This window comes from Flavobacterium sp., from assembly GCF_040402835.1.
In the GTDB taxonomy this organism is placed as follows: Bacteria; Bacteroidota; Bacteroidia; order Flavobacteriales; family Flavobacteriaceae; genus Flavobacterium.
Genome location: NZ_JBBALW010000002.1, coordinates 122562 through 143126 on the forward strand (window position 1 = coordinate 122562; position 20565 = coordinate 143126).

Genomic DNA, 20565 nt, shown 5'->3' on the forward strand with positions numbered 1-20565 from the left:
AATAATATAACGCACAGACATCAAAAGTAGTGTGTTTAGTTTAAATATGCGAAGATTTGAGGATTTCAAAACAGTTGAAACTCAATTTAGTAGAACTAAATATTTTCTTTGGTAATAATTTGCATCGTTTCGCGGCTCACTTGTTTGAGCAAAACATCTTTATTTAGTTCTACCATTTGCGCTGCTTTTTCATCAAAATGTCGAATGGTATAAAGAGAAACATTTTCATTATAAGCAATTTGGAATTTCTTAGAAAGTATCGTTTTCAGCTCGTTAAAATTTCCAAATTTATCGTCAATACAAACCGAAAAACTAATTGCTGAATTCTGAATTAAGCTCACTTTCATTTTATAATTATGCAATAGTGAAAATATTTCACTGATGTTTTCTTCCATAATAAATGAAAAATCTATGGAGGAAAGCGAAAGAAGTAATTGGTTTTTCTTTACAATAAAACATGGCAAATGCGGTTCTAAATCAGCTCCTTTGGAAACACTTGTTCCTGGTAAAGTTGGATTTACAAACGATTTTACAAACAACGGAATTTCCTTTTTTTGCAAAGGCTGCAAAGTTTTTGGGTGAATTACAGTGGCGCCATAAAACGCCAATTCAATAGCTTCCCGATACGAAATTTGATTCAACAAACTTGCATTTTCAAAATAACGAGGATCGGCATTCATCACGCCAGGAACATCTTTCCAAATCGTAACGCTTTCTGCGTTAAGGCAATAGGCAAAAATTGCAGCGGTATAATCCGAACCCTCACGCCCTAAAGTTGTGGTGAAATTATTTTCATCCGAACCTAAAAATCCTTGCGTTACATTCAATATTTTTTTCTTGACATTTTTAGAAATATTCTTTTGTGTCAAATCCCAATCAACGGTTGCATCACGGTAATTGTTATCTGTTTTTATGAAATCCCGAACATCGAGCCATTGCGTTTTAATTCCCATAAAACTCATATAATGACTTATAATTGTTGTTGAAATTAACTCACCATAACTCACAACTTGGTCGTAAACAAAATTATAATTTGGTGATTTATTCTGACTTAGAAAATGATCTAATTCGGCAAAAAGAGAATTTACATCAGTGAAAACAGCATTTTTTTCATCTTCAAATAAATCCAAAAGAATTTGATTGTGGTATTTTTTCACTTCTTGAACCGAAGATTGCAACTCAGGAGATTTGTCAAAATAATTTTTAATGACAATTTCAAGTGCATTTGTCGTTTTTCCCATGGCAGAAATAACCAACAAAACGTCTTCAAAACCTACTGTTTGCAATACGTTATGCACGTTTCTGATCCCTTCAGCATCTTTTACGGATGCACCTCCAAATTTAAATATTCTCATTTTCTAAAATGATTAATTCTTATTTTTTTCTAAAAAAGCATTTATTCCATTTTCATCCATTTGGGCTACAAGCCAGTCTTTTAAGACTTTTGCACCCGATTTTTCGTAGAATTCTATTGCAGGTGTATTCCAATCCAATACATTCCATTCTATTCTCCGAACGCCATCACATTTGCCTTGAGCGATAACCGCAGTATATAACTCGAAACCCAATCCGGAACCTCGCATTTTCTCTTTTACAATTAAATCTTCCAAGTGAATCGTGCGACCTTTCCATGTTGAATATCGGTAATAATAAAGCGCCATTCCAACAATTTCATTATTTTGTTCCGCTATAAACGTATAGAATAATGGGCTTTCGCTGAAACCATCGCGTTCCAAATCGGCAACTGTTACCACAACTGCATTGGGTTCTTTTTCAAAAGTTGCCAGTTCTTTTATTAAATCTAAAACCACAGACATATCTTCAATTGTACCTTTTCTAATGTTCATCAGATGATTTTATTTGTATAGAATTCTAATTAAAACTACTTTAAAAAGCAAAATTTTAAAAAAAGTTGCACTTTATAGGGCAAATATACAAATCTGAAAAACTATCCAATAAAAAACAATCCATTATCACAAAAAAAACGATATTTGTGGAAAATTAACTACAACGATATAGCAATGGAGCAACGCAACAGAACACTCGGCGAATTTATTATTGAAAATCAAACTTCCTTTCAATATTCATCGGGAGAATTATCTAGAATTATCAACTCAATTCGATTGGCTGCCAAGGTTGTAAATTACAAGGTAAATAAAGCGGGATTAGTTGATATTGTTGGTGCCGCTGGAGAACAAAACATCCAAGGCGAAGACCAACAAAAATTAGATGTTTATGCCAATGATATTTTCATTCAAACGCTAATTAATCGTGAGATTGTATGCGGAATTGCTTCGGAAGAAAATGACGAGTTCATTACCGTTGCTGGGAATGATAATTGCCATAACAACAAATATGTGGTACTTATGGATCCGCTTGACGGCTCTTCAAATATTGATGTAAATGTATCCGTCGGAACTATTTTTTCTGTTTTCAGAAGAATTTCGTCTATAGGCACGCCTGTGACTATGGAAGATTTCCTACAACCTGGAATCAATCAAGTTGCGGCTGGATATGTGATTTATGGAACGTCAACCATGTTGGTTTATACCACTGGCGACGGCGTAAATGGGTTTACTTTAAATCCTGCAATTGGAACTTTTTACCTTTCACATCCCAATATGAAATTTTCTGAAGACGGAACTATTTATTCTATAAATGAAGGAAATTATGTTCATTTTCCGCAAGGAGTGAAAGATTATATTAAATATTGCCAAACTGAAGAAGGCGACAGACCTTATACTTCGAGATATATTGGAAGTTTAGTTTCCGATTTTCATAGAAATATGATCAAAGGCGGCATTTACATTTATCCAACTAGTTCGAAATCTCCAAAAGGGAAATTAAGATTGTTATACGAATGCAACCCAATGGCTTTTATTGCTGAACAAGCAGGCGGAAAAGCCTCTGACGGTTTGAATAGAATTATGGAAATTCAACCCAATGAATTGCATGAACGAGCCCCGTTTTTCTGCGGAAGTAAAAATATGGTTGATAAGGCAGAAGAATTTATGCACAAAGCAAAATTGAGTAAATACTAATATTAGTACACATAGTTTTGATAATTACCATTAGGAAATCACGTTATTTCTTAATGGTAATTTTTTTATAAATACATCAGATTACTACTTGTTCATGTGTTGCATTTCAAAAATAAAGGTGTCCAAATCAACATTTTGAACCAATAACGACAATGCTTTATCTACAATATAACTTACGTTACTTGGCGTAAATCCTAGTGCTACGGCAAATTTCATCAGAATATCTTTTTGGCGCTGTCCTAAAATGTGATCTGCAAAAACCATTCTTGCTAAATCATACAAACGTTCCAATCGCTGCGTATATAAATAAGGAGGATTTATGGGATATTTCATCGGATTTTCTAATATTTCATCATATTCTAAGGGAGTGATTTCGAGTTTGTGGGCTAATTTATCTAAAAATAATTTTTCCTCTGCACTTAAAGCACCATCAGCAGTTGCAACTCTCACAATGGCAGAAAAATGACCTCTGTTTCTGCTCTTAAATTCGTTATCAAATAAATCGGAAAATGACATAATTTTATTTTTTTAATGTTACTCAAATTTAAACATAATTTTATATTTTTTTGCCCTATTTTTCTTAAAATTTTATAATTATTGGAATGAAAACCGCATTTATTTTAATTGCCATTTATTGAAATCTATCCTAACTATTTTCAAAATAATTCGTAAGTTTGAACGCACTAAATCTTTAATACATTAACTATGTCGGAATTTTGGATTTATTTTGAAATAGGAATGCGCCACGTTTTGAACATAAATGCGTTCGATCACGTTTTGTTTTTAATCGCTTTGACCGTTCCCTACTCATTTAACGATTGGAAACGCGTTTTAATTTTGATTTCCCTTTTCACGGTTGGTCACACAATTGCATTGCTGCTTTCGGTTTACGGAGTTGTGGTTGTAAAAGTGAATCTTATTGAATTTTTGATTCTAATTACAATATTAATAACGGCACTTTTCCATCTATTTACGGCTGGTAAATCATCCAAAAATGAAAGTATAAGCGTCATAGGTTTCATCACTTTGTTTTTCGGAATTATTCATGGATTGGGTTTTGCAACTTATTTCAAATCAATACTTGGCGGAACTACAAATGATAAATTATTACCGCTTTTGGAATTTGCAACGGGAATTGAAGCGTCACAAATTATAGTTGTTTTGGTTGCTTTAATAGCTGCCTATTGTGTTCAAACACTTTTTAGATTTTCAAAAAGAGACTGGACATTAGTAATGGCATCATTTGTGATTGGAGTTGTTTTGCCAATGATAATTGAGAGTAAAATTTGGCTTAGATAAAGAAATGGAAAAGAAAAAATTAAATAAATACGATAAAGCCTATCTGCGAATTGCATCCGAATGGGGGCAACTTTCCTATTGCAAACGCCGTCAAGTGGGCGCAATTATCGTTCGTGATAAAATGATAATTTCCGATGGATACAACGGAACGCCATCAGGATTTGAAAATTGTTGTGAAGATGACGAAGGATTAACACAGTGGTTTGTGCTTCATGCTGAGGCAAATGCAATTTTGAAAGTAGCACGTTCAACTCAAACTTGTGAAGGCGCAACGCTATATATTACACTTTCGCCTTGCAAAGAATGTAGTAAATTAATTCACCAATCGGGAATAAAAAGAGTGGTGTATCAAAACGGGTATCGTGATGATTCTGGAATTCAATTTTTGATAAAAGCAGGTGTTGAAGTGGAACAAATTTTAGTTCTCGAACAATAAATGAAACCCAACCAAAAATATTTTCCAATCTTGTTTTTTTCAACGTTAGCATTAGGAATCCTTCTTGGTGCCAAACTTAATTTTCCTTCTCAAGGAAATGTGTCGTCTTCGGATAATCATAAAAATAAACTCAACAAATTAATCGATTTCATTGATAATGAATATGTTGACAAGGTAAATACCGATTCTATTGTTGATTTAGCGGTTACGAATATCTTAGAAAAATTAGACCCTCATTCCGTTTATGTTCCACCTAGCGAGCAAAGCCAAATTGCCGAAACGATGAAAGGTGATTTCGTGGGAATTGGAGTTAATTTTTATATGCTAAATGATACCGTTGCCATTGTAAAACCTGTTAAAGGCGGTCCTTCTGAAAAAGTAGGAATTAAATCTGGCGATAGAATTTTATATGCAAACAAAGAGAAATTATTTGGTCGAAAACTCATTAGCGACAGTCTATTTTCTAAATTAAAAGGCGAAAAAGGTTCCGAAGTTACGCTGACTATTTATCGCAAAAGTGAAAATAAAAAATTACAATTCAAACTAAAACGGGATGTTGTTGCCATTGAAAGTGTTGCCGCTGTAGTAATGATAAAACCAACATTTGGATATATAAAAATCAATCGTTTTGCTGAAACTACCGCTGATGAATTCAAAAAAGGGCTGTTGCAATTAAAAAAACAAGGCGCGACATCTTTAATAATCGATGTTCGTGATAATGGTGGCGGTTATATGGAAAAAGCGATTGAAATTGCCGATGAATTATTGAAAGACAAGCAATTAATTGTTTTTACAAAAAATAAAAAAGGCAACATTGACAAAACGTATGCAACGGCAAATGGTAATTTTGAAACCGGAAAAGTGTTTATTTTAATCAATGAAAATTCAGCTTCTGCAAGTGAAATTTTAGCGGGTGCCATTCAAGATAATGATAGAGGAACTATTATTGGGAGGCGTTCATTTGGAAAAGGATTGGTGCAACGAGAAATGAATTTCGAAGACGGTTCGGCGGTGCGATTGACCATTGCGAGATATTACACCCCAACAGGTCGGTCGATTCAAAAATCCTATAAAAACGGAAACGAAGCGTATTTCAAAGAATTCGATAAGCGATTATTAAATGGCGAGTTGTACAAAAAAGACAGCATAAAAGTAGATAACACGCTTAAATTTAAGACCCCAAAAGGCAAAACAGTTTATGGTGGCGGCGGAATTGTGCCTGATGTTTTTGTGCCTTTGGAAGTTGAACACGGCGATGAAGGTGTTGGCTATTTGATGCAATCGGGACCTGTGAGTTATTATGTTTTTGAAGAATTAGATAAAAACAGAAAGGAATTTGAAGGCTTGAAATTCAATCAATTTTTGTCAAAAATGGATAAATCTGATATGTATTTCAATAATTTCAAAAAGTATTTGTTTAAAAACGGTTTGGATTTGAAATTAGAAAAAGATAAAAACTTGGTAAAAAGGTATTTAACAGCTGAATTTGCAAGACAATTATTTGGGGAACAATTTTATTATTCGATTGTTTTAAAAGAAGATGCAATGATAAAAAAAGTGGTAAATTTAAAATAATAAATCCAAATTATTTTTGAACTTTATCGTGACTTTGCGTTTGAATTCCGTTGTTCCATAAAGTCAGAATATCCGTTGCAACTGCAGCCCCACTGCCGGCAGCGATTGACAATTGACTACGCCAGCCAGCTAATGTTCCCACAACATAAATCCCATCAGCAACTTTATGATCGGTGTTTTTGAGCTGGATTCTTTGTTTTTCAGCAAGTGCTTTTTTATGCGTTTCCACAAATTCCATCAAACCTTCAATGGCAAATGTATCGGAATAGCCAATGGCAACAACAATGGTTTTGGTTTGGTAAGAATTTTTATTGGTAATAACGGTGAAGTTTGGAAATTTTCCTTCAATTCGAATTACTTTTTCGCCTTCAATTTGTGCAATATGCGGATATAACTCGGATAATTGTTGGATACTTTGTGAAAGCAACTCTTTTCCTAAAGTTCCTGGGTTAATTCCGTAAGCATTATTAAATAAAGCTTCTTGTAGCGAAGATGTTTTTTGATGAACAATAATTCCGATTTTTTTATCGGTCATAAATGGTTTCTTGTGAGCGGAACCTAAAACAAGCGCACAAGACATTCCCGACACACCACCACCAATAATCAACGAATCAAACATTGCTTTATTATTTAGTTCTATCTTCAATTTTTTTAGACATTCTGAAAATCAAAAGAATCAGAACAGCACAAATGGAAGAAACAATTCCTATCAAAGCAATAGAGTTTTTGCCATCAAAAAGATGATTGAAATCAAGTAATGTGATATTAAAACCTATTAGAGCGAGGGCTAAAACAACTAATATCGAAGTAAAAATTTTCATTTCTGTATATTTTAATAAGCCGTAAAATTACTAAAAAAATAATTTACATGAATAAACCTTTAACATTACCGGCAAATAATTTAACAGCAATAGCAAGTAAAACAACACCAAAAGTCTTTCTAATGACGCCCAAACCATTTTTTCCTAACATTCTCTCGATTTTGGCAGAAGATTTTAATACACCGTAAACCACAATTATATTTAGAATTATTGCCACAACAATATTTTCGGTGGCAAATTGTGCTTTCAAGGAAAGTAAGGTCGTCATGGTTCCTGCGCCTGCGATTAATGGAAATGCAATCGGGACAATTGATGCTGAACTGGCTTCTTCATCACGATAAATCCGAATTCCCAAAATCATTTCTAAAGCCAAGAAAAACAATACGAAAGAACCTGCTACTGCAAATGAATGCACGTCAATTCCAATTAATTTCAAAAGTCCTTCACCAGCAAATAAAAACACAATCATAATTAAAGCCGCAACAATCGATGCTTTCTCGGATTCAATATGTCCGTGTTTTGTTCTCAAATCTACAACAATTGGAATTGTTCCTACAATATCAATTACAGCGAAAAGTACCATTCCTACAGTTGCAATTTCTTTAAAATCGAATTCCATTTTTTTTTTATTTAGTACTACAAAAGTAGAGAAATTAATATTACAATAGTTAAAACCACCGTTATTATTAGGTTATTTGCAATGCGCTATTCAAAACAATAGTTATATTTGCAGCATGTTTCAAATAGGAAAAACCATCGTCTCGGAAGACATTTTAGAAAAGGAATTTGTATGCAATTTATCTGCTTGCAAAGGCGCGTGTTGCGTTGACGGAGATGCTGGCGCACCTTTGAGTGAGGCGGAAACCAAAATCCTTGAAGCTATTTATCCAAAGATAAAACCCTTTCTTCGCAAAGAAGGAATTGCTGCCATAGAGTCGCAAGGAACTTGGAGAAAAGGAACCGATGGCGATCTTGAAACGCCTTTAATTGATGAAAAAGATTGTGCTTACGTTATTTATGACGGAAAAACTGCACTTTGCGGAATTGAGCAAGCTTACAACCAGGGTGTAATTGATTGGAAAAAACCTGTTTCTTGTCATTTATATCCAATTCGAGTGAAAGATTTTACCGAGTTTGCCGCTGTTAATTATGACAAATGGGAAATTTGTGACGATGCCTGTTCTTTAGGAAAAGAATTGGAAGTTCCAGTTTACAAATTTGTAAAAGAAGCCCTTATTCGTCGATTTGGAGAAGATTGGTATATGGAACTTGAAAAAGTTGCCCAAGAAATTAAAAAATAATACCTCAATAAACCCTCGCATTTTTACACTTTATAAAAATTTAAAATTCCTATATTTTACGGGACTTTAACTTTTTATTGTAATTTTAAAATATTGATTTTAAGGTTTTTAGTGTTTTTATTAAAAATTAACGCATTTTACAAATTGTTAAAAACTATTGTAAATTGTGAATAAGTTTGACTTTTAATAACCACAATAATTCACTATCATTGTAGGTCGGATTTGGCAAATAGATCCTTTTTATAATTTCATAAACCTCAACACACTATGTCATCAGTAGAACCAATTTTACAAGAAAATAAGAATCGCTTTGTGATTTTCCCTATCAAACACCATGATATATGGGAATGGTATAAGAAAATGGAGGCAAGTTTTTGGACTGCCGAAGAAATCGATTTGTCACAGGATTTAAATGACTGGAACAACAAACTTTCCGATGAAGAGCGCTATTTTGTGAAACACATTTTGGCATTTTTCGCCGCTTCTGACGGAATTGTAAATGAAAATTTAGCCGAAAATTTCGTAAACGAAGTGCAATATGCGGAAGCTAAATTTTTCTACGGTTTTCAAATTATGATGGAGAACATTCATAGCGAAACGTATTCACTTTTGATTGATACGTATGTAAAAGATGAAGCGGAAAAAGACGAATTATTCAATGCATTAGATGTTTTTCCTGCTATTAAGAAAAAAGCTGATTGGGCTTTGAAATGGATTGATTCGGATTCTTTTGCCGAAAGATTAATTGCTTTTGCAGCCGTAGAAGGGATTTTCTTTTCGGGGGCTTTTTGTTCTATTTATTGGTTGAAAAAACGTGGTTTAATGCCAGGTTTGACCTTTTCTAACGAATTAATTTCTCGAGATGAGGGAGTTCACTGTGATTTTGCGGTGCATTTGCACAACCACCACTTGGTGAATAAAGTTCCTAAAAATAGAATTCGTGAGATTATTGTGGATGCCTTAAATATTGAAAGAGAATTCATTACCGAATCACTTCCTGTGAGTTTAATTGGAATGAATGCTGTTTTAATGACGCAGTATTTAGAATTTGTTGCCGACAGATTATTAGTTGAATTAGGGTGCGACAGAGAATATAATACCTCGAACCCGTTTGATTTTATGGATATGATTTCGCTTCAAGGAAAAACCAATTTCTTTGAAAAGAAAGTAGCCGAATATCAAAAATCGGGAGTTATGAATACGGATGTAGAGGCTCAAAAAATTACTTTTGACGCTGATTTTTAGAAAATAAATTACACCCCATTTAGAATTGCGGTTTTATTAAAATCGTAATTAGTACTCGAAATTAATTCTTACATCTGAAGCCCTAGCCCAGACCTGTCTTCCGACAGGCAGTTAGTAATGGAAATCCCACGCTTTTTTTGCGTGGATTGCAATGGATAGCTGGACACGAGCGCAGCGAACTGACGAAGTAAATAGCTCCAAAAAAAGATGCTGAAACGAATTCTGCATAAATTACAAATAACGAAAAACAGCGAAGGGATTTTCTGTTTTAAAAACAAAAAAGTATGTACGTAGTAAAAAGAGATGGGCACAAAGAGCCTGTGATGTTTGACAAAATTACCGATAGAATTAAAAAACTATGTTACGGTTTGAACGATTTAGTTGATGCTGTAAAAGTAGCAATGCGAGTAATTGAAGGGCTTTATGATGGAGTTTCTACGTCAGAATTAGATAATTTAGCAGCCGAAACTGCGGCTTCGATGACCATTGCGCATCCAGATTATGCACAATTGGCAGCGAGAATCGCTATTTCGAATTTGCATTCCAATACCAAAAAATCGTTCTCGGAAACAATGAACGAAATGTACCTTTACGTGAACCCACGAAATGGGCAAAAAGCGCCTTTGCTTTCGGAAGAAGTGCACAAAGTAATTATGGATAACGCCGAATTTTTGGATTCCCACATTATATACAACCGAGATTTTAACTACGATTATTTTGGTTTCAAAACTTTGGAACGGTCTTATTTGCTAAGAATAAACGGTAAAATTGTAGAGCGTCCGCAACACATGCTGATGCGAGTTTCTGTTGGAATTCACCTAGACGATTTGACTTCTGTGATAGAAACCTACGACTTAATGTCGAAAAAATTCTTCACACACGCTACCCCAACATTGTTCAATGCCGGAACGCCAAAACCTCAAATGTCTTCTTGTTTCCTTTTGGCAATGCAAGACGACAGCATCGACGGGATTTATGATACGCTAAAACAAACGGCGAAAATCTCGCAATCTGCAGGAGGAATTGGACTTTCAATTCATAATGTTCGCGCTACAGGATCATATATTCGTGGCACCAATGGAACGTCGAACGGAATTGTTCCGATGTTAAGAGTTTTCAATGATACTGCACGTTACGTAGATCAAGGCGGTGGAAAACGTAAAGGTAGTTTTGCGATTTATATTGAAACTTGGCATGCTGATATTTTCGATTTCTTGGATTTGAAAAAGAATACTGGAAAAGAAGAAATGCGCGCCAGAGATTTATTTTTTGCAATGTGGACTTCCGATTTATTTATGAAACGCGTGCAAGAAGACGGACTTTGGACGTTGATGTGTCCGAACGAATGTCCAGGTTTATACGATGTTTATGGGGAAGAATTCGAAGCCTTATATACTTCGTATGAAGCAGCTGGAAAGGGTAGAAAAACCATCAAAGCACATGAATTATGGGAGAAAATTTTAGAATCGCAAATCGAGACTGGAACCCCATATATGCTGTACAAAGATGCAGCCAATAGAAAATCGAACCAGAAAAATTTAGGAACTATTCGTTCATCGAATTTGTGTACCGAGATTATGGAATTCACATCGAAAGACGAAATTGCAGTTTGTAATTTGGCTTCCCTTTCGTTACCAATGTTCGTTGAAAACGGGAAATTCAACCACGATTTGTTGTTTACCGTTACCAAACGAGTGACCAGAAATTTGAATAAAGTAATCGATAGAAATTATTATCCTGTAATTGAAGGAGAAAATTCAAACAAACGTCACCGCCCAATTGGGTTGGGAGTGCAAGGTTTGGCGGATGCTTTTATCATGTTGCGGTTACCGTTTACAAGCGACGAAGCTAAAAAATTGAACCAAGAAATTTTTGAAACATTATATTTTGCTGCCGTAACCGCATCTATGGAATTGGCAATCGAAGAAGGACCGTATTCAAGTTATGTTGGTTCGCCAATATCGCAAGGAGAATTCCAGCACAACCTCTGGGGAATGAAAGACGAAGAACTTTCAGGCCGTTGGGATTGGGCAGCATTGCGTAAAGAAGTATTGAAAAACGGAGTAAGAAACTCGCTTTTAGTAGCGCCAATGCCAACAGCTTCGACTTCGCAAATATTAGGAAACAACGAAGCTTTTGAGCCTTATACTTCCAATATTTACACACGACGTGTACTTTCGGGCGAATTCATTGTAGTAAATAAACATTTGCTTGAAGATTTAGTAAAATTAGGACTTTGGACAGAAACGTTGAAACAAGAATTAATGCGTGAAAACGGATCGGTTCAAAACCTAAATATCCCACAAGATTTAAAGGAATTGTACAAAACCGTTTGGGAAATGTCCATGAAAGACATCATCGATATGTCCCGCCACAGAGGGTATTTTGTGGATCAATCGCAATCGTTGAACTTGTTCATGCAAAATGCCAGTTACTCAAAATTAACGTCCATGCACTTCTACGCTTGGCAATCAGGATTGAAAACTGGAATGTACTATTTGCGAACAAAAGCTGCCGTTGACGCTATAAAATTCACTTTGAATAACGACAAAAAAGCAGAGCCAGTTTTAGTTCAAGAACAAGAATTAGCAGCTATTCCTGTAGTTACACAAGCCGTAGAAATGACCCCAGAAGAGTACAAAGCCATGATAGAATTGTCTAAAAATGCAGGACCAGACGAATGTGAAATGTGCGGTAGCTAATTGCAAAAAATATTTAATAGGCAGTTATTTAGTGATAACTGCTTTTTTCCCAACCATTTCCAATAGCTATTTCATTTAAAAAACCATTTTTTTTATTTGAATTACAGAAATATGCCAGCATGAAACTAATTCGAACCACCTCTTTAAACTCAGATTTTCAAAAGTTAACAGCTCTTTTTGATGAATATTTAATTGATATCGATGGAGATGAAAAAGAATTTTTTGCATATTATAACCAGATTTATTTAGAAAATGTCATAGTATGTTATGAAAACACAATTCCTGTAGGTTGTGGAGCATTTAAAAATCATTCCGATAAAAAAGCAGAAATAAAAAGAATGTTTGTTCACCCAGACCACAGAGGCAAAGCCATTGCCACCAGTATTTTGAGTGAATTAGAAGCTTGGGCAACCGAATTGCTGCATTCGGAAGCTATTTTAGAAACCTCTGTAAAACTAGATGACGCAATAGCGCTTTATACAAAATCCGGTTATGAAATATCTGAACAATACGGACAATACATAGGCGTTGAGAGTAGTCTTTGCATGAAAAAAAAATTAAAGCTAAAAAAATAATAAAATAAACAACACCCAACAGCTAGAGTTTTGTTTCGTGTGTAACACAAACAATGAAACTCGTTTTGAAAGTAATCGATTGTACTTCCTTAAACTACAGAGTTATCATAACGTTTTGAAAGTCTTCAAAGACTAACAAAAGTAATCGCGTATAAAATAAAAGCAAAATATTTAAAATAAATTTACATAATCAAAAAGAATGTAATACTATTTTTAATACATTAGCATACTATAAATTTAAATCTAAGACTATGGAATCGCAAAAAGTAGACTTATTCATGATTAGCAATGCAAAATATTTTGAAAGCTACCATTTATCAGCAATTCGAGAAAAATTAAACAGCTTAGAAGACTCAAAATGGCCTTTAGTTTTAGAAATGCAATTTAAAAATCCCGACACAATGATGATTATTTCTTTATCAGCGGGTCAATTAGGAATAGATAGATTCATGTTAGGAGACACTGGAATGGGTGTTTTAAAATTACTAACCTGTGGTGGATTTATGATTTGGACAATTGTTGATTGGTTTTCAATCATGAGTACAACTCGAGAAAAAAATATGGAAACATTTCAAAATGCTTTATATTAGATAATGTCTAAAAACAAGTTATATCTATTTGTTTTAGCAGCTTGTACTTCGGGATATATCTATCTATTATACAACTTATATTATTCCAAAAGCAATCAATTCTCTGTTTGTATGATTAAGAATGTCACAGGATATCCCTGTCCTTCTTGCGGTACAACTCGAGCCGTACAACTTCTTTTTAAGGGAGATTATGTAGCTTCTGTTTTGACGAATCCTTTTGGAATATTTGTAAGTGGTTCAATGTTATTTTTGCCTTTTTGGATTGTTTTTGATTTACTGTTAAAAAAATACTCCTTTTATACTTTTTATAATAAAACGGAATGCCTTCTGAAACAAAAAAAAATAGCAATACCACTAATAATTCTAGTGGTTCTCAACTGGATTTGGAATATTAATAAAGGATTATGAAACACAAAAACACCTTTGCTTACGTTACAACGGAACACGAAAACGAAAAGGCATCCAACAGTTATTTAATGTCGTTAGTAGCTGTTATTGCTGGGTTACCGTTGCCAATTATCAATTTATTAGCCACGCTTTTTTTCTATTTAGCCAATCGAAAAAGCACTTTTTTTGTACGCTGGCATTGTACCCAAGCACTACTTTCGCAAGTAGTTTTATTGTTTGCCAATAGCTATAGTTTTTGGTGGACCATTTCCATAATTTTTACAGATGAAAAAGCTTCCAACCATTATTTTGCTTATTTATTCACCGTGATTGTATTCAATATTTTAGAAATTATTTCCACTATTTATTGTGCAATTCAAACTCGAAAAGGGAAACATGTAAAGGTTTTCTTTTTTGGAAATGTAACTAACTTAATATGTAAATCGTAATGGTAAAAAAAATAATACTTCCAGGATTCTTAATTTTAATAAGCTTTTTCGGACTGTTTTTAACCCTTTCACAAGTGGATTTTGTTTCTTACTTTCATGTTAAAGAAATTCGAAGTTCTTCAGAAAGTAAAATTGGAGATTTAATTTGGGATGAAATTTCATCAACAAGCGATGTGATTTCTAACGATTCTATTACAGAAACATTAGATAAATTAATAGCGCCTATTTGTGAAAAAAATAATATCGAAAAAGATTCCTTGAAAATTCATATTGTAGTAAATAATGATATTAATGCTTTTGCACTTCCAAATAGTCACCTAGTAGTTTATACCGGATTAATCAAAGAGTGTAAAAGTCAAGAAGCTTTACAAGGGGTTTTAGGACATGAAATTGCTCACATTGCAAACAATCACGTAATGAAAAAACTTTCTAAAGAAATTGGCTTGTCTGTTTTGCTTTCTGCAACTACGGGCGGAAAAGGGAGTGTGATTGTGAAAGAAATTCTAAAATCGTTAACATCGTCAGCTTATGACAGAACTTTAGAAAAAGAGGCCGATATGGCAAGCGTAGATTATCTTTTGAAAGCGAATATCAACCCAGAGCCATTAGCCGATTTTATGTTTGAATTGGCACAGCAAAAAGACATGTCCGATAGTTTGTATTGGATTTCTTCGCATCCTGAATCAGAAGAACGTGCCAAGTATATTTTGGACTATTTAAAAGGTAAAACGTATAAAAAAATCCTAACGATTTCTATCGAAGATTGGGAAAATTATAAAAAATTGATTGTCGAAAAAACAAAATAAATATAATTTCACCGTCCGAATAAAAAGGATCTATATACAGATTACAGCTTTTTTTAAATGATTTGCAATTAGAAATCAAGGCCTTCTTTTTCTGCCAATTTACGTTCTAATTCTGCTTGAAATTCCTCTATTACTGGCTTTACTGTACTGTCTGGAATATCAGAAATTCTAATATACATAAGCCCATCCACAGCATTATTAAATAAGGGATCAACATTAAAGGCGACTACTCGGGCATTTTGCTTGATATATTTTTTTATGAGAACGGGTAATCGCAAATTTCCAGGCTCAAGTTCGTCAATTATTTTGTCAAATTTATTCAAATCGGATTCTGCTTCATTGAAAACAAAATCCTTATCGGCATCTTTTAATTTTACTTTAAAGGCCTTTTTTGGATGTATATATTGGGCAATATAGGGGTCATAGAAATTAGATTTCATAAATTCAATCATCAAAGATTTTGAAAAATCTGAAAATTGATTGCTAATACTTACGCCGCCAAGCAAAAATTTATGCTCTGGATATCTCAAAGTTGTATGGATAATTCCTTTCCAAAGTAAGAAAAGAGGCATTGGTTTTTGTTGGTATTCTTTAATGATAAAAGCGCGACCCATCTCGATAGATTTGTGCATCATATCATGTAATTCAGGCTCAAACCTAAAAAGCTCATTGAGATAAAATCCGTCCATTCCATATTTTGGATAAATTTCAGAACCTAATCCCATTCTGTAGGCACCAGCCATTTTTTTGGCGTCATCATCCCACAAAAACATGTGGTGGTAGTATTTGTCGTATTTGTCAATATCGATGGATTCATTTGTTCCTTCACCAACTTCTCTAAAAGTTATTTCCCGCAAACGTCCAATTTCATGAAGAATATTTGGAATTTTAGAAGCTTCGGCAAAGAATACTTCGTAATTTTTGCTTTGCAATAATCTGCAATCTGAACTTCGCAGAGCGTCAACTTCTAAAACCATATTTTCATGACAGGCAGCCGTTACAATTTTTTTAGGTTCTTTTTTAGGGAGTTTTAAATTTGGAGTTGGTAAAAAAGGAGTTTCTTTTTGAAATGGTTTTGCCAACATATAGGTTTTACGTCGCAAAAATTCAGAATATTCTTCAATAGTTGAATGTTCGTTTTGTTCGTTTACAGAAATTGGTTTTCCAATACGAACTTTAATAACTCTATCTTTTTGAGAAAATAATTCTGACGGGAGTTTTGCTGTACGAAACGTGTCATCAATTTTGGATAAAAAATAGAATAATTTACTGTTTTTAGCATGGAAATAAATCGGAACAACTTTAACTTGTGCTTTTCGAATCACTTTAATGGCGCCTTCTTCCCATGGTTTGTCAACCATTAACTTACCATCTTTATAGGTAGAAACTTCTCCAGCAGGAAACATACCTAAAGGCTTTCCATCCCGCAAATGACGAAGTGTTTCCTTGATTCCTACTACGCTTGATTTTGCATCTTTGTGGTTTTCAAAAGGATTTACAGGCATTATATATTTTTTCAGAGGATCAATTCTATGCAAAAGAAAATTAGCAATTATCTTGAAATTAGGCTCTCTTTCAAGCATTAATTTCAATAATAAAACACCATCAATTCCGCCCAAAGGATGATTTGAAATAGTAATATAAGCCCCTTCTTTTGGTAAACGTTTTAAATCTTCTTCAGGAATTTCAAATTTAATTTCTAAATCCTCTAAAATGGCATTTAAAAAGGCGACATCTTTCAAATGTTTGTTTCTATCATAAACTTTGTTTAGGGTAGATATTTTTAAAGTCTTCATCAGTAACCAACCTAAAAAAGTACCGAAAACTCCGTACTTATCAGTATTTATTACTTTGGAAACTTCCTTTGCGGTAACTAAACCCATTTATAATTTTATTTAAAACGAAAAACAAAGATAGGAAAATTCTCGTGTTACCAATGAAAATGAGTTTCGATTTTCTTTGTATTTTCTGTATTGTACGTTCAAGTTTTTTATTACTTTTGGGAATATAAATTTGAATTATAATTAATGAAAATTATTTCCTATAATGTAAATGGAATTAGAGCCGCCATTACCAAAGGTTTTATCGATTGGTTGCAACATGCAAATCCAGATGTAATTTGCCTTCAGGAGATAAAAGCTAACGAAGACCAAGTGCCAGTTTTCGATATTGAAAAGGCAGGTTATCCCTATCAATATTATTATCCCGCAACCAAAAAAGGATATAGTGGCGTGGCGATTTTGTCGAAAATAAAACCTAACAATGTTGTTTTTGGAACAGGAATTGAACACATGGATTTTGAAGGACGAAATCTTCGTGTTGATTTTGATGGCGTTTCAGTGATGAGCTTGTATTTGCCATCAGGCACAAATAGTGATCGTTTGGATCATAAATTTATGTTTATGGACGATTTTCAAAATTATATCGATACGTTGAAAAAAGAAATTCCTAATTTGGTAATTTGTGGTGATTACAACATTTGCCATAAGGCAATTGACATTCATGATCCAATTCGCAACGCTAAAGTTTCAGGTTTCTTACCCGAGGAACGGGCGTGGCTGGACACATTTATGAAAAACGGATTCATTGATAGCTTCCGATTTTTTAACAAACAACCCGATCAATACAGTTGGTGGAGTTATAGAGCAGGTTCGCGAGGCAATAATAAGGGCTGGCGAATTGACTATTGTTTGGTAAGCGAAACCTTGAAAGACAAACTCAAAAGAGCCTTAATTTTGCCAGAAGCAAAACATTCTGACCATTGTCCCGTTTTAGTAGAATTAGAATAATTTTAACCTTTAAAATATTTAAAAATGATTAAGAAAATCGCATTGGGAATAGTAGTTTTAACTTTAGCAACATCGTGTGTGTCTAAGAAAGTTTTTAACGAATTAGAAACAAAATTTGCAGATTTAAAAAAGGAAAATAGAAGAACTGCCGATTTAAACGACAGCATTACTAAGGCTAAAAGCAAACTTGATTCTGACTATGCTACCTTGAAATCTGATTATGACAAAACCAAATCCGAACGTGATAAATTGGCTATTGATTTTGCTACCGCAGATAAAAATCTAAAAACGTTACAAGCATCTTATTCCGCATTAGAAAAAAACAGCAATGAATCTTTGAAAGAAAACATGGCTAAAAACCGGGAGTTATTGGCACAATTAGAAGCTAAAGAAAAAGCATTGGCTGCTGAAAAAGAACGTTTGAATAAGTTAAGTGCCGATTTGAAAAAAGGTACCGATCGAGTAAATGAATTGGAAAGCATCATGGCTGCCAAAGAAGCGGCAATGAAAAAACTGAAAGACGCCTTGTCAAAATCATTGAAAGCCTTTGAGGGAAAAGGACTTACCGTGAATCAAAGAGATGGAAAAGTGTATGTTTCTATGGAAAACAAGTTGCTTTTTGAATCAGGAAGTTGGGCTGTGGGTTCAGAAGGTAAAAAAGCGGTAATTGCTGTTGGAACCGTTTTGGCTCAAAATCCAGACATCGCCGTTTTAATTGAAGGGCATACTGATATCGATAAATTTGGCGGTGCTGTGGGACAAATTGAAAATAATTGGGATCTTTCTACCAAAAGAGCTACAGCTATTGTTAACATTTTATCAGAAAACAAATCGGTTAAAAAAGAAAATTTAACTGCTGCGGGAAGAGGTGAATTTGCGCCCTTAATGAGCAATGATACTCCTGAAGGAAAAGCTAAAAACCGTAGAATTGAAATTATTTTGACGCCAAAATTAGATGAAATTTCCAAAATGTTGAATGATTTATAAAAAAAGTTCAAAGTAAAAAGGTTCAAAGGTTCAGAGTTATACTTTGAGCCTTTTTACTTTATCTAATTGTAACATTATAACTTTCCCCTTAACTATGAAATACACAACTTTACCAAATACCAAAACAAAAATCAGTAAAATTTGTCTTGGAACGATGACTTTTGGAGAACAAAATACAGAAGCCGAAGGACATTCTCAGATGGATTATGCTTTTGAAAACGGCATCAATTTTTTTGATACTGCTGAAATGTATTCCGTTCCAGCACGAAAAGAAACGTATGGAAGCACTGAAAAAATCATTGGAACTTGGTTCAAAAAAAGTGGCAATAGAGAAAATATAATTTTAGCCACAAAAATCGCTGGCCCTAATCCAAACTTCACATACATGCGGGATAAAAACGACTTTTCACCTAAAAGTATCACATTTGCATTAGAGCAAAGTTTGCAACGCCTCCAAACAGATTATATAGATTTATACCAATTGCATTGGCCAGAACGCAAGTCTAATATGTTTGGAACACTTGGATTTAAAGTGCAAGAAGACGCTTGGGAAGACAACTTTCAATCGGTGTTGGAATGTTTACAAGGGCTAATTAGTCAAGGAAAAATTCGTAATATTGGGGTTTCCAATGAAACTCCGTGGGGATTAATGCGCTTTTTAGAAGAAAGTAAAAAACATAATTTACCAAGAATGGCAACCATCCAAAACCCCTATTCTTTAGTAAATCGGAGTTTTGAAGTGGGTTTATCCGAAGTATGTCATCGCGAAAATGTGGGCTTGTTAGCCTATTCCCCAATGGCATTTGGTGTATTGTCAGGTAAATTTTTAAATGGGGCAACTCATCCAAACTCTCGAATTGGTTTATTTCCACAATTTGTGCGTTACAACGGAGAAAATACTAGAGAAGCAACGAAGAGATATAACGAAATTGCACTTGATTTTGGACTTACATTAACCGAATTATCATTGGCTTTTGTAGCACATCAATCTTTTGTCACAAGTACCATTATTGGAGCAACAAATTTAAATCAATTAAAAGAAAATATAAATACAATTGGTGTTTCCCTTAATGAAAATATAATTTCGGAAATTGATAAAATTCAAAGCATACTTCCAAATCCAGCGCCCTAATATATTTGTAAAATGAAAAAAATAGTTTTCCTTTTCCTTATAAATTTACTTTCATGCAACGCATCAAAGGACTTATTTTATGCCGCAATGCCACAAGAAATAAAATCAATAACATTTGAAAATTGGACCAGCGGAAGAATGGAAAGCGGCAGTGGAACAGTATTTATTATTGAGTTTGAAAAACCACTGCGAAGCAATGTTCGTATAGAAAAAATATTTTATAAAAATCTGGAAACCGAATTCGTTCAAGTAAATGAAACTAAATTCAAAGCCAAATTTCACTATAATGCAATCTTTCAAGAATTCCAAACTTCAGCAACTGCTACTAAAAATTTCCATTTGAAAGACAATGAAGCCGTAATTGAATATAAAAATAAATGTATATCCGTAATTGCTCATATTTTTGTATATTTGTTTGATAAATAAATTA

Annotated in this window: 23 protein-coding genes; 16 read left to right on the forward strand and 7 right to left on the reverse strand. The window is 33.8% G+C overall.

Annotated elements, in window-relative coordinates:
• Window positions 1–95 precede the first annotated feature (95 nt).
• Window positions 96–1355 (reverse strand): aspartate kinase, encoded by a 1260-nt coding sequence (locus AC9UEH_RS01520; RefSeq protein WP_509527812.1) that lies wholly within the window; start codon window positions 1353–1355, stop codon window positions 96–98.
• 12 nt (window positions 1356–1367) lie between these two features.
• Window positions 1368–1847: a GNAT family N-acetyltransferase gene (locus AC9UEH_RS01525; RefSeq protein ID WP_509527814.1), complete on the reverse strand. Its 480-nt coding sequence runs from the start codon at window positions 1845–1847 to the stop codon at window positions 1368–1370.
• Between the two features lie 174 nt (window positions 1848–2021).
• Here AC9UEH_RS01525 and fbp point away from each other — a divergent pair, with 174 nt between their 5' ends.
• Complete coding sequence (gene fbp / locus AC9UEH_RS01530) at window positions 2022–3041, forward strand: class 1 fructose-bisphosphatase (RefSeq protein ID WP_509527850.1); 1020 nt, start codon at window positions 2022–2024, stop codon at window positions 3039–3041.
• Window positions 3042–3125: 84 nt separating this feature from the next.
• Here the strand turns inward: fbp and AC9UEH_RS01535 are convergent, their stop codons facing one another.
• The gene (locus tag AC9UEH_RS01535) at window positions 3126–3557 is read right to left on the reverse strand and encodes a tellurite resistance TerB family protein (protein WP_509527815.1); all 432 of its coding nucleotides are present in this window, start codon (window positions 3555–3557) and stop codon (window positions 3126–3128) included.
• A 189-nt stretch (window positions 3558–3746) separates the two neighbouring features.
• Between AC9UEH_RS01535 and AC9UEH_RS01540 the strand changes: the two genes are divergently transcribed.
• The 3 genes from AC9UEH_RS01540 to AC9UEH_RS01550 are packed head-to-tail and all read left to right on the forward strand — an operon-like array spanning window position 3747 to window position 6351.
• Window positions 3747–4340 (forward strand): HupE/UreJ family protein, encoded by a 594-nt coding sequence (locus AC9UEH_RS01540; protein ID WP_509527816.1) that lies wholly within the window; start codon window positions 3747–3749, stop codon window positions 4338–4340.
• A 4-nt stretch (window positions 4341–4344) separates the two neighbouring features.
• The gene (locus tag AC9UEH_RS01545) at window positions 4345–4776 is read left to right on the forward strand and encodes a deoxycytidylate deaminase (protein WP_509527818.1); all 432 of its coding nucleotides are present in this window, start codon (window positions 4345–4347) and stop codon (window positions 4774–4776) included.
• Complete coding sequence (locus AC9UEH_RS01550) at window positions 4777–6351, forward strand: S41 family peptidase (RefSeq protein ID WP_509527820.1); 1575 nt, start codon at window positions 4777–4779, stop codon at window positions 6349–6351.
• Between the two features lie 10 nt (window positions 6352–6361).
• Here the strand turns inward: AC9UEH_RS01550 and AC9UEH_RS01555 are convergent, their stop codons facing one another.
• From AC9UEH_RS01555 to AC9UEH_RS01565, 3 genes are read right to left on the reverse strand one after another with little or no spacing between them, the layout of a single operon-like run.
• Window positions 6362–6970, reverse strand: coding sequence for an FAD-dependent oxidoreductase (locus tag AC9UEH_RS01555; RefSeq protein WP_509527852.1), 609 nt, complete (start codon window positions 6968–6970; stop codon window positions 6362–6364).
• Between the two features lie 7 nt (window positions 6971–6977).
• Entirely contained in the window at window positions 6978–7172 is a 195-nt protein-coding gene (locus tag AC9UEH_RS01560) for a hypothetical protein (RefSeq protein ID WP_509527821.1), read from the reverse strand.
• A gap of 43 nt (window positions 7173–7215) precedes the next feature.
• Entirely contained in the window at window positions 7216–7791 is a 576-nt protein-coding gene (locus AC9UEH_RS01565; protein WP_509527822.1) for a MarC family protein, read from the reverse strand.
• Between the two features lie 115 nt (window positions 7792–7906).
• Here AC9UEH_RS01565 and AC9UEH_RS01570 point away from each other — a divergent pair, with 115 nt between their 5' ends.
• The 8 genes from AC9UEH_RS01570 (at window position 7907) to AC9UEH_RS01605 (ending at window position 15227) form a co-directional block, all read left to right on the forward strand.
• The gene (locus AC9UEH_RS01570) at window positions 7907–8473 is read left to right on the forward strand and encodes a DUF3109 family protein (protein WP_509527823.1); all 567 of its coding nucleotides are present in this window, start codon (window positions 7907–7909) and stop codon (window positions 8471–8473) included.
• A 267-nt stretch (window positions 8474–8740) separates the two neighbouring features.
• Window positions 8741–9718 carry a ribonucleotide-diphosphate reductase subunit beta gene (locus AC9UEH_RS01575; protein WP_509527825.1) on the forward strand — a complete coding sequence of 326 codons (978 nt, stop codon included), beginning with the start codon at window positions 8741–8743 and terminating at the stop codon, window positions 9716–9718.
• Window positions 9719–10002: 284 nt separating this feature from the next.
• On the forward strand, window positions 10003–12420 hold the full coding sequence (locus AC9UEH_RS01580) for a ribonucleoside-diphosphate reductase subunit alpha (protein ID WP_509527826.1): 2418 nt from the start codon (window positions 10003–10005) through the stop codon (window positions 12418–12420).
• Between the two features lie 119 nt (window positions 12421–12539).
• Window positions 12540–12995 (forward strand): GNAT family N-acetyltransferase, encoded by a 456-nt coding sequence (locus AC9UEH_RS01585; protein ID WP_509527827.1) that lies wholly within the window; start codon window positions 12540–12542, stop codon window positions 12993–12995.
• A 251-nt stretch (window positions 12996–13246) separates the two neighbouring features.
• Complete coding sequence (locus AC9UEH_RS01590; RefSeq protein ID WP_509527829.1) at window positions 13247–13585, forward strand: TM2 domain-containing protein; 339 nt, start codon at window positions 13247–13249, stop codon at window positions 13583–13585.
• 111 nt (window positions 13586–13696) lie between these two features.
• Window positions 13697–13993 (forward strand): DUF2752 domain-containing protein, encoded by a 297-nt coding sequence (locus AC9UEH_RS01595; protein WP_509527853.1) that lies wholly within the window; start codon window positions 13697–13699, stop codon window positions 13991–13993.
• Window positions 13990–14421, forward strand: coding sequence for a magnetosome magnetite crystal formation protein family (locus AC9UEH_RS01600; protein WP_509527831.1), 432 nt, complete (start codon window positions 13990–13992; stop codon window positions 14419–14421). Before AC9UEH_RS01595 ends, AC9UEH_RS01600 begins: the two co-directional genes overlap by 4 nt.
• The gene (locus AC9UEH_RS01605; protein ID WP_509527833.1) at window positions 14421–15227 is read left to right on the forward strand and encodes a M48 family metallopeptidase; all 807 of its coding nucleotides are present in this window, start codon (window positions 14421–14423) and stop codon (window positions 15225–15227) included. Before AC9UEH_RS01600 ends, AC9UEH_RS01605 begins: the two co-directional genes overlap by 1 nt.
• Window positions 15228–15295: 68 nt before the next feature.
• On the opposite strand, the gene AC9UEH_RS01610 is transcribed toward AC9UEH_RS01605, so the two are convergent.
• A complete protein-coding gene (locus tag AC9UEH_RS01610) occupies window positions 15296–17110 on the reverse strand; it encodes a lysophospholipid acyltransferase family protein (protein WP_509527834.1) in 1815 nt (604 codons plus the stop codon).
• A gap of 144 nt (window positions 17111–17254) precedes the next feature.
• On the opposite strand from AC9UEH_RS01610, the gene AC9UEH_RS01615 reads away from it, so the two are divergent.
• From AC9UEH_RS01615 to AC9UEH_RS01630, 4 genes are all read left to right on the forward strand, one after another.
• The gene (locus AC9UEH_RS01615; protein ID WP_509527836.1) at window positions 17255–18016 is read left to right on the forward strand and encodes an exodeoxyribonuclease III; all 762 of its coding nucleotides are present in this window, start codon (window positions 17255–17257) and stop codon (window positions 18014–18016) included.
• Window positions 18017–18040: 24 nt separating this feature from the next.
• A complete protein-coding gene (locus AC9UEH_RS01620) occupies window positions 18041–19003 on the forward strand; it encodes an OmpA/MotB family protein (protein ID WP_509527838.1) in 963 nt (320 codons plus the stop codon).
• A gap of 94 nt (window positions 19004–19097) precedes the next feature.
• Window positions 19098–20135, forward strand: a complete 1038-nt coding sequence (locus AC9UEH_RS01625; protein ID WP_509527840.1) for an NADP(H)-dependent aldo-keto reductase — start codon at window positions 19098–19100, stop codon at window positions 20133–20135.
• A gap of 12 nt (window positions 20136–20147) precedes the next feature.
• On the forward strand, window positions 20148–20561 hold the full coding sequence (locus AC9UEH_RS01630) for a hypothetical protein (protein ID WP_509527841.1): 414 nt from the start codon (window positions 20148–20150) through the stop codon (window positions 20559–20561).
• Window positions 20562–20565 lie beyond the last annotated feature (4 nt).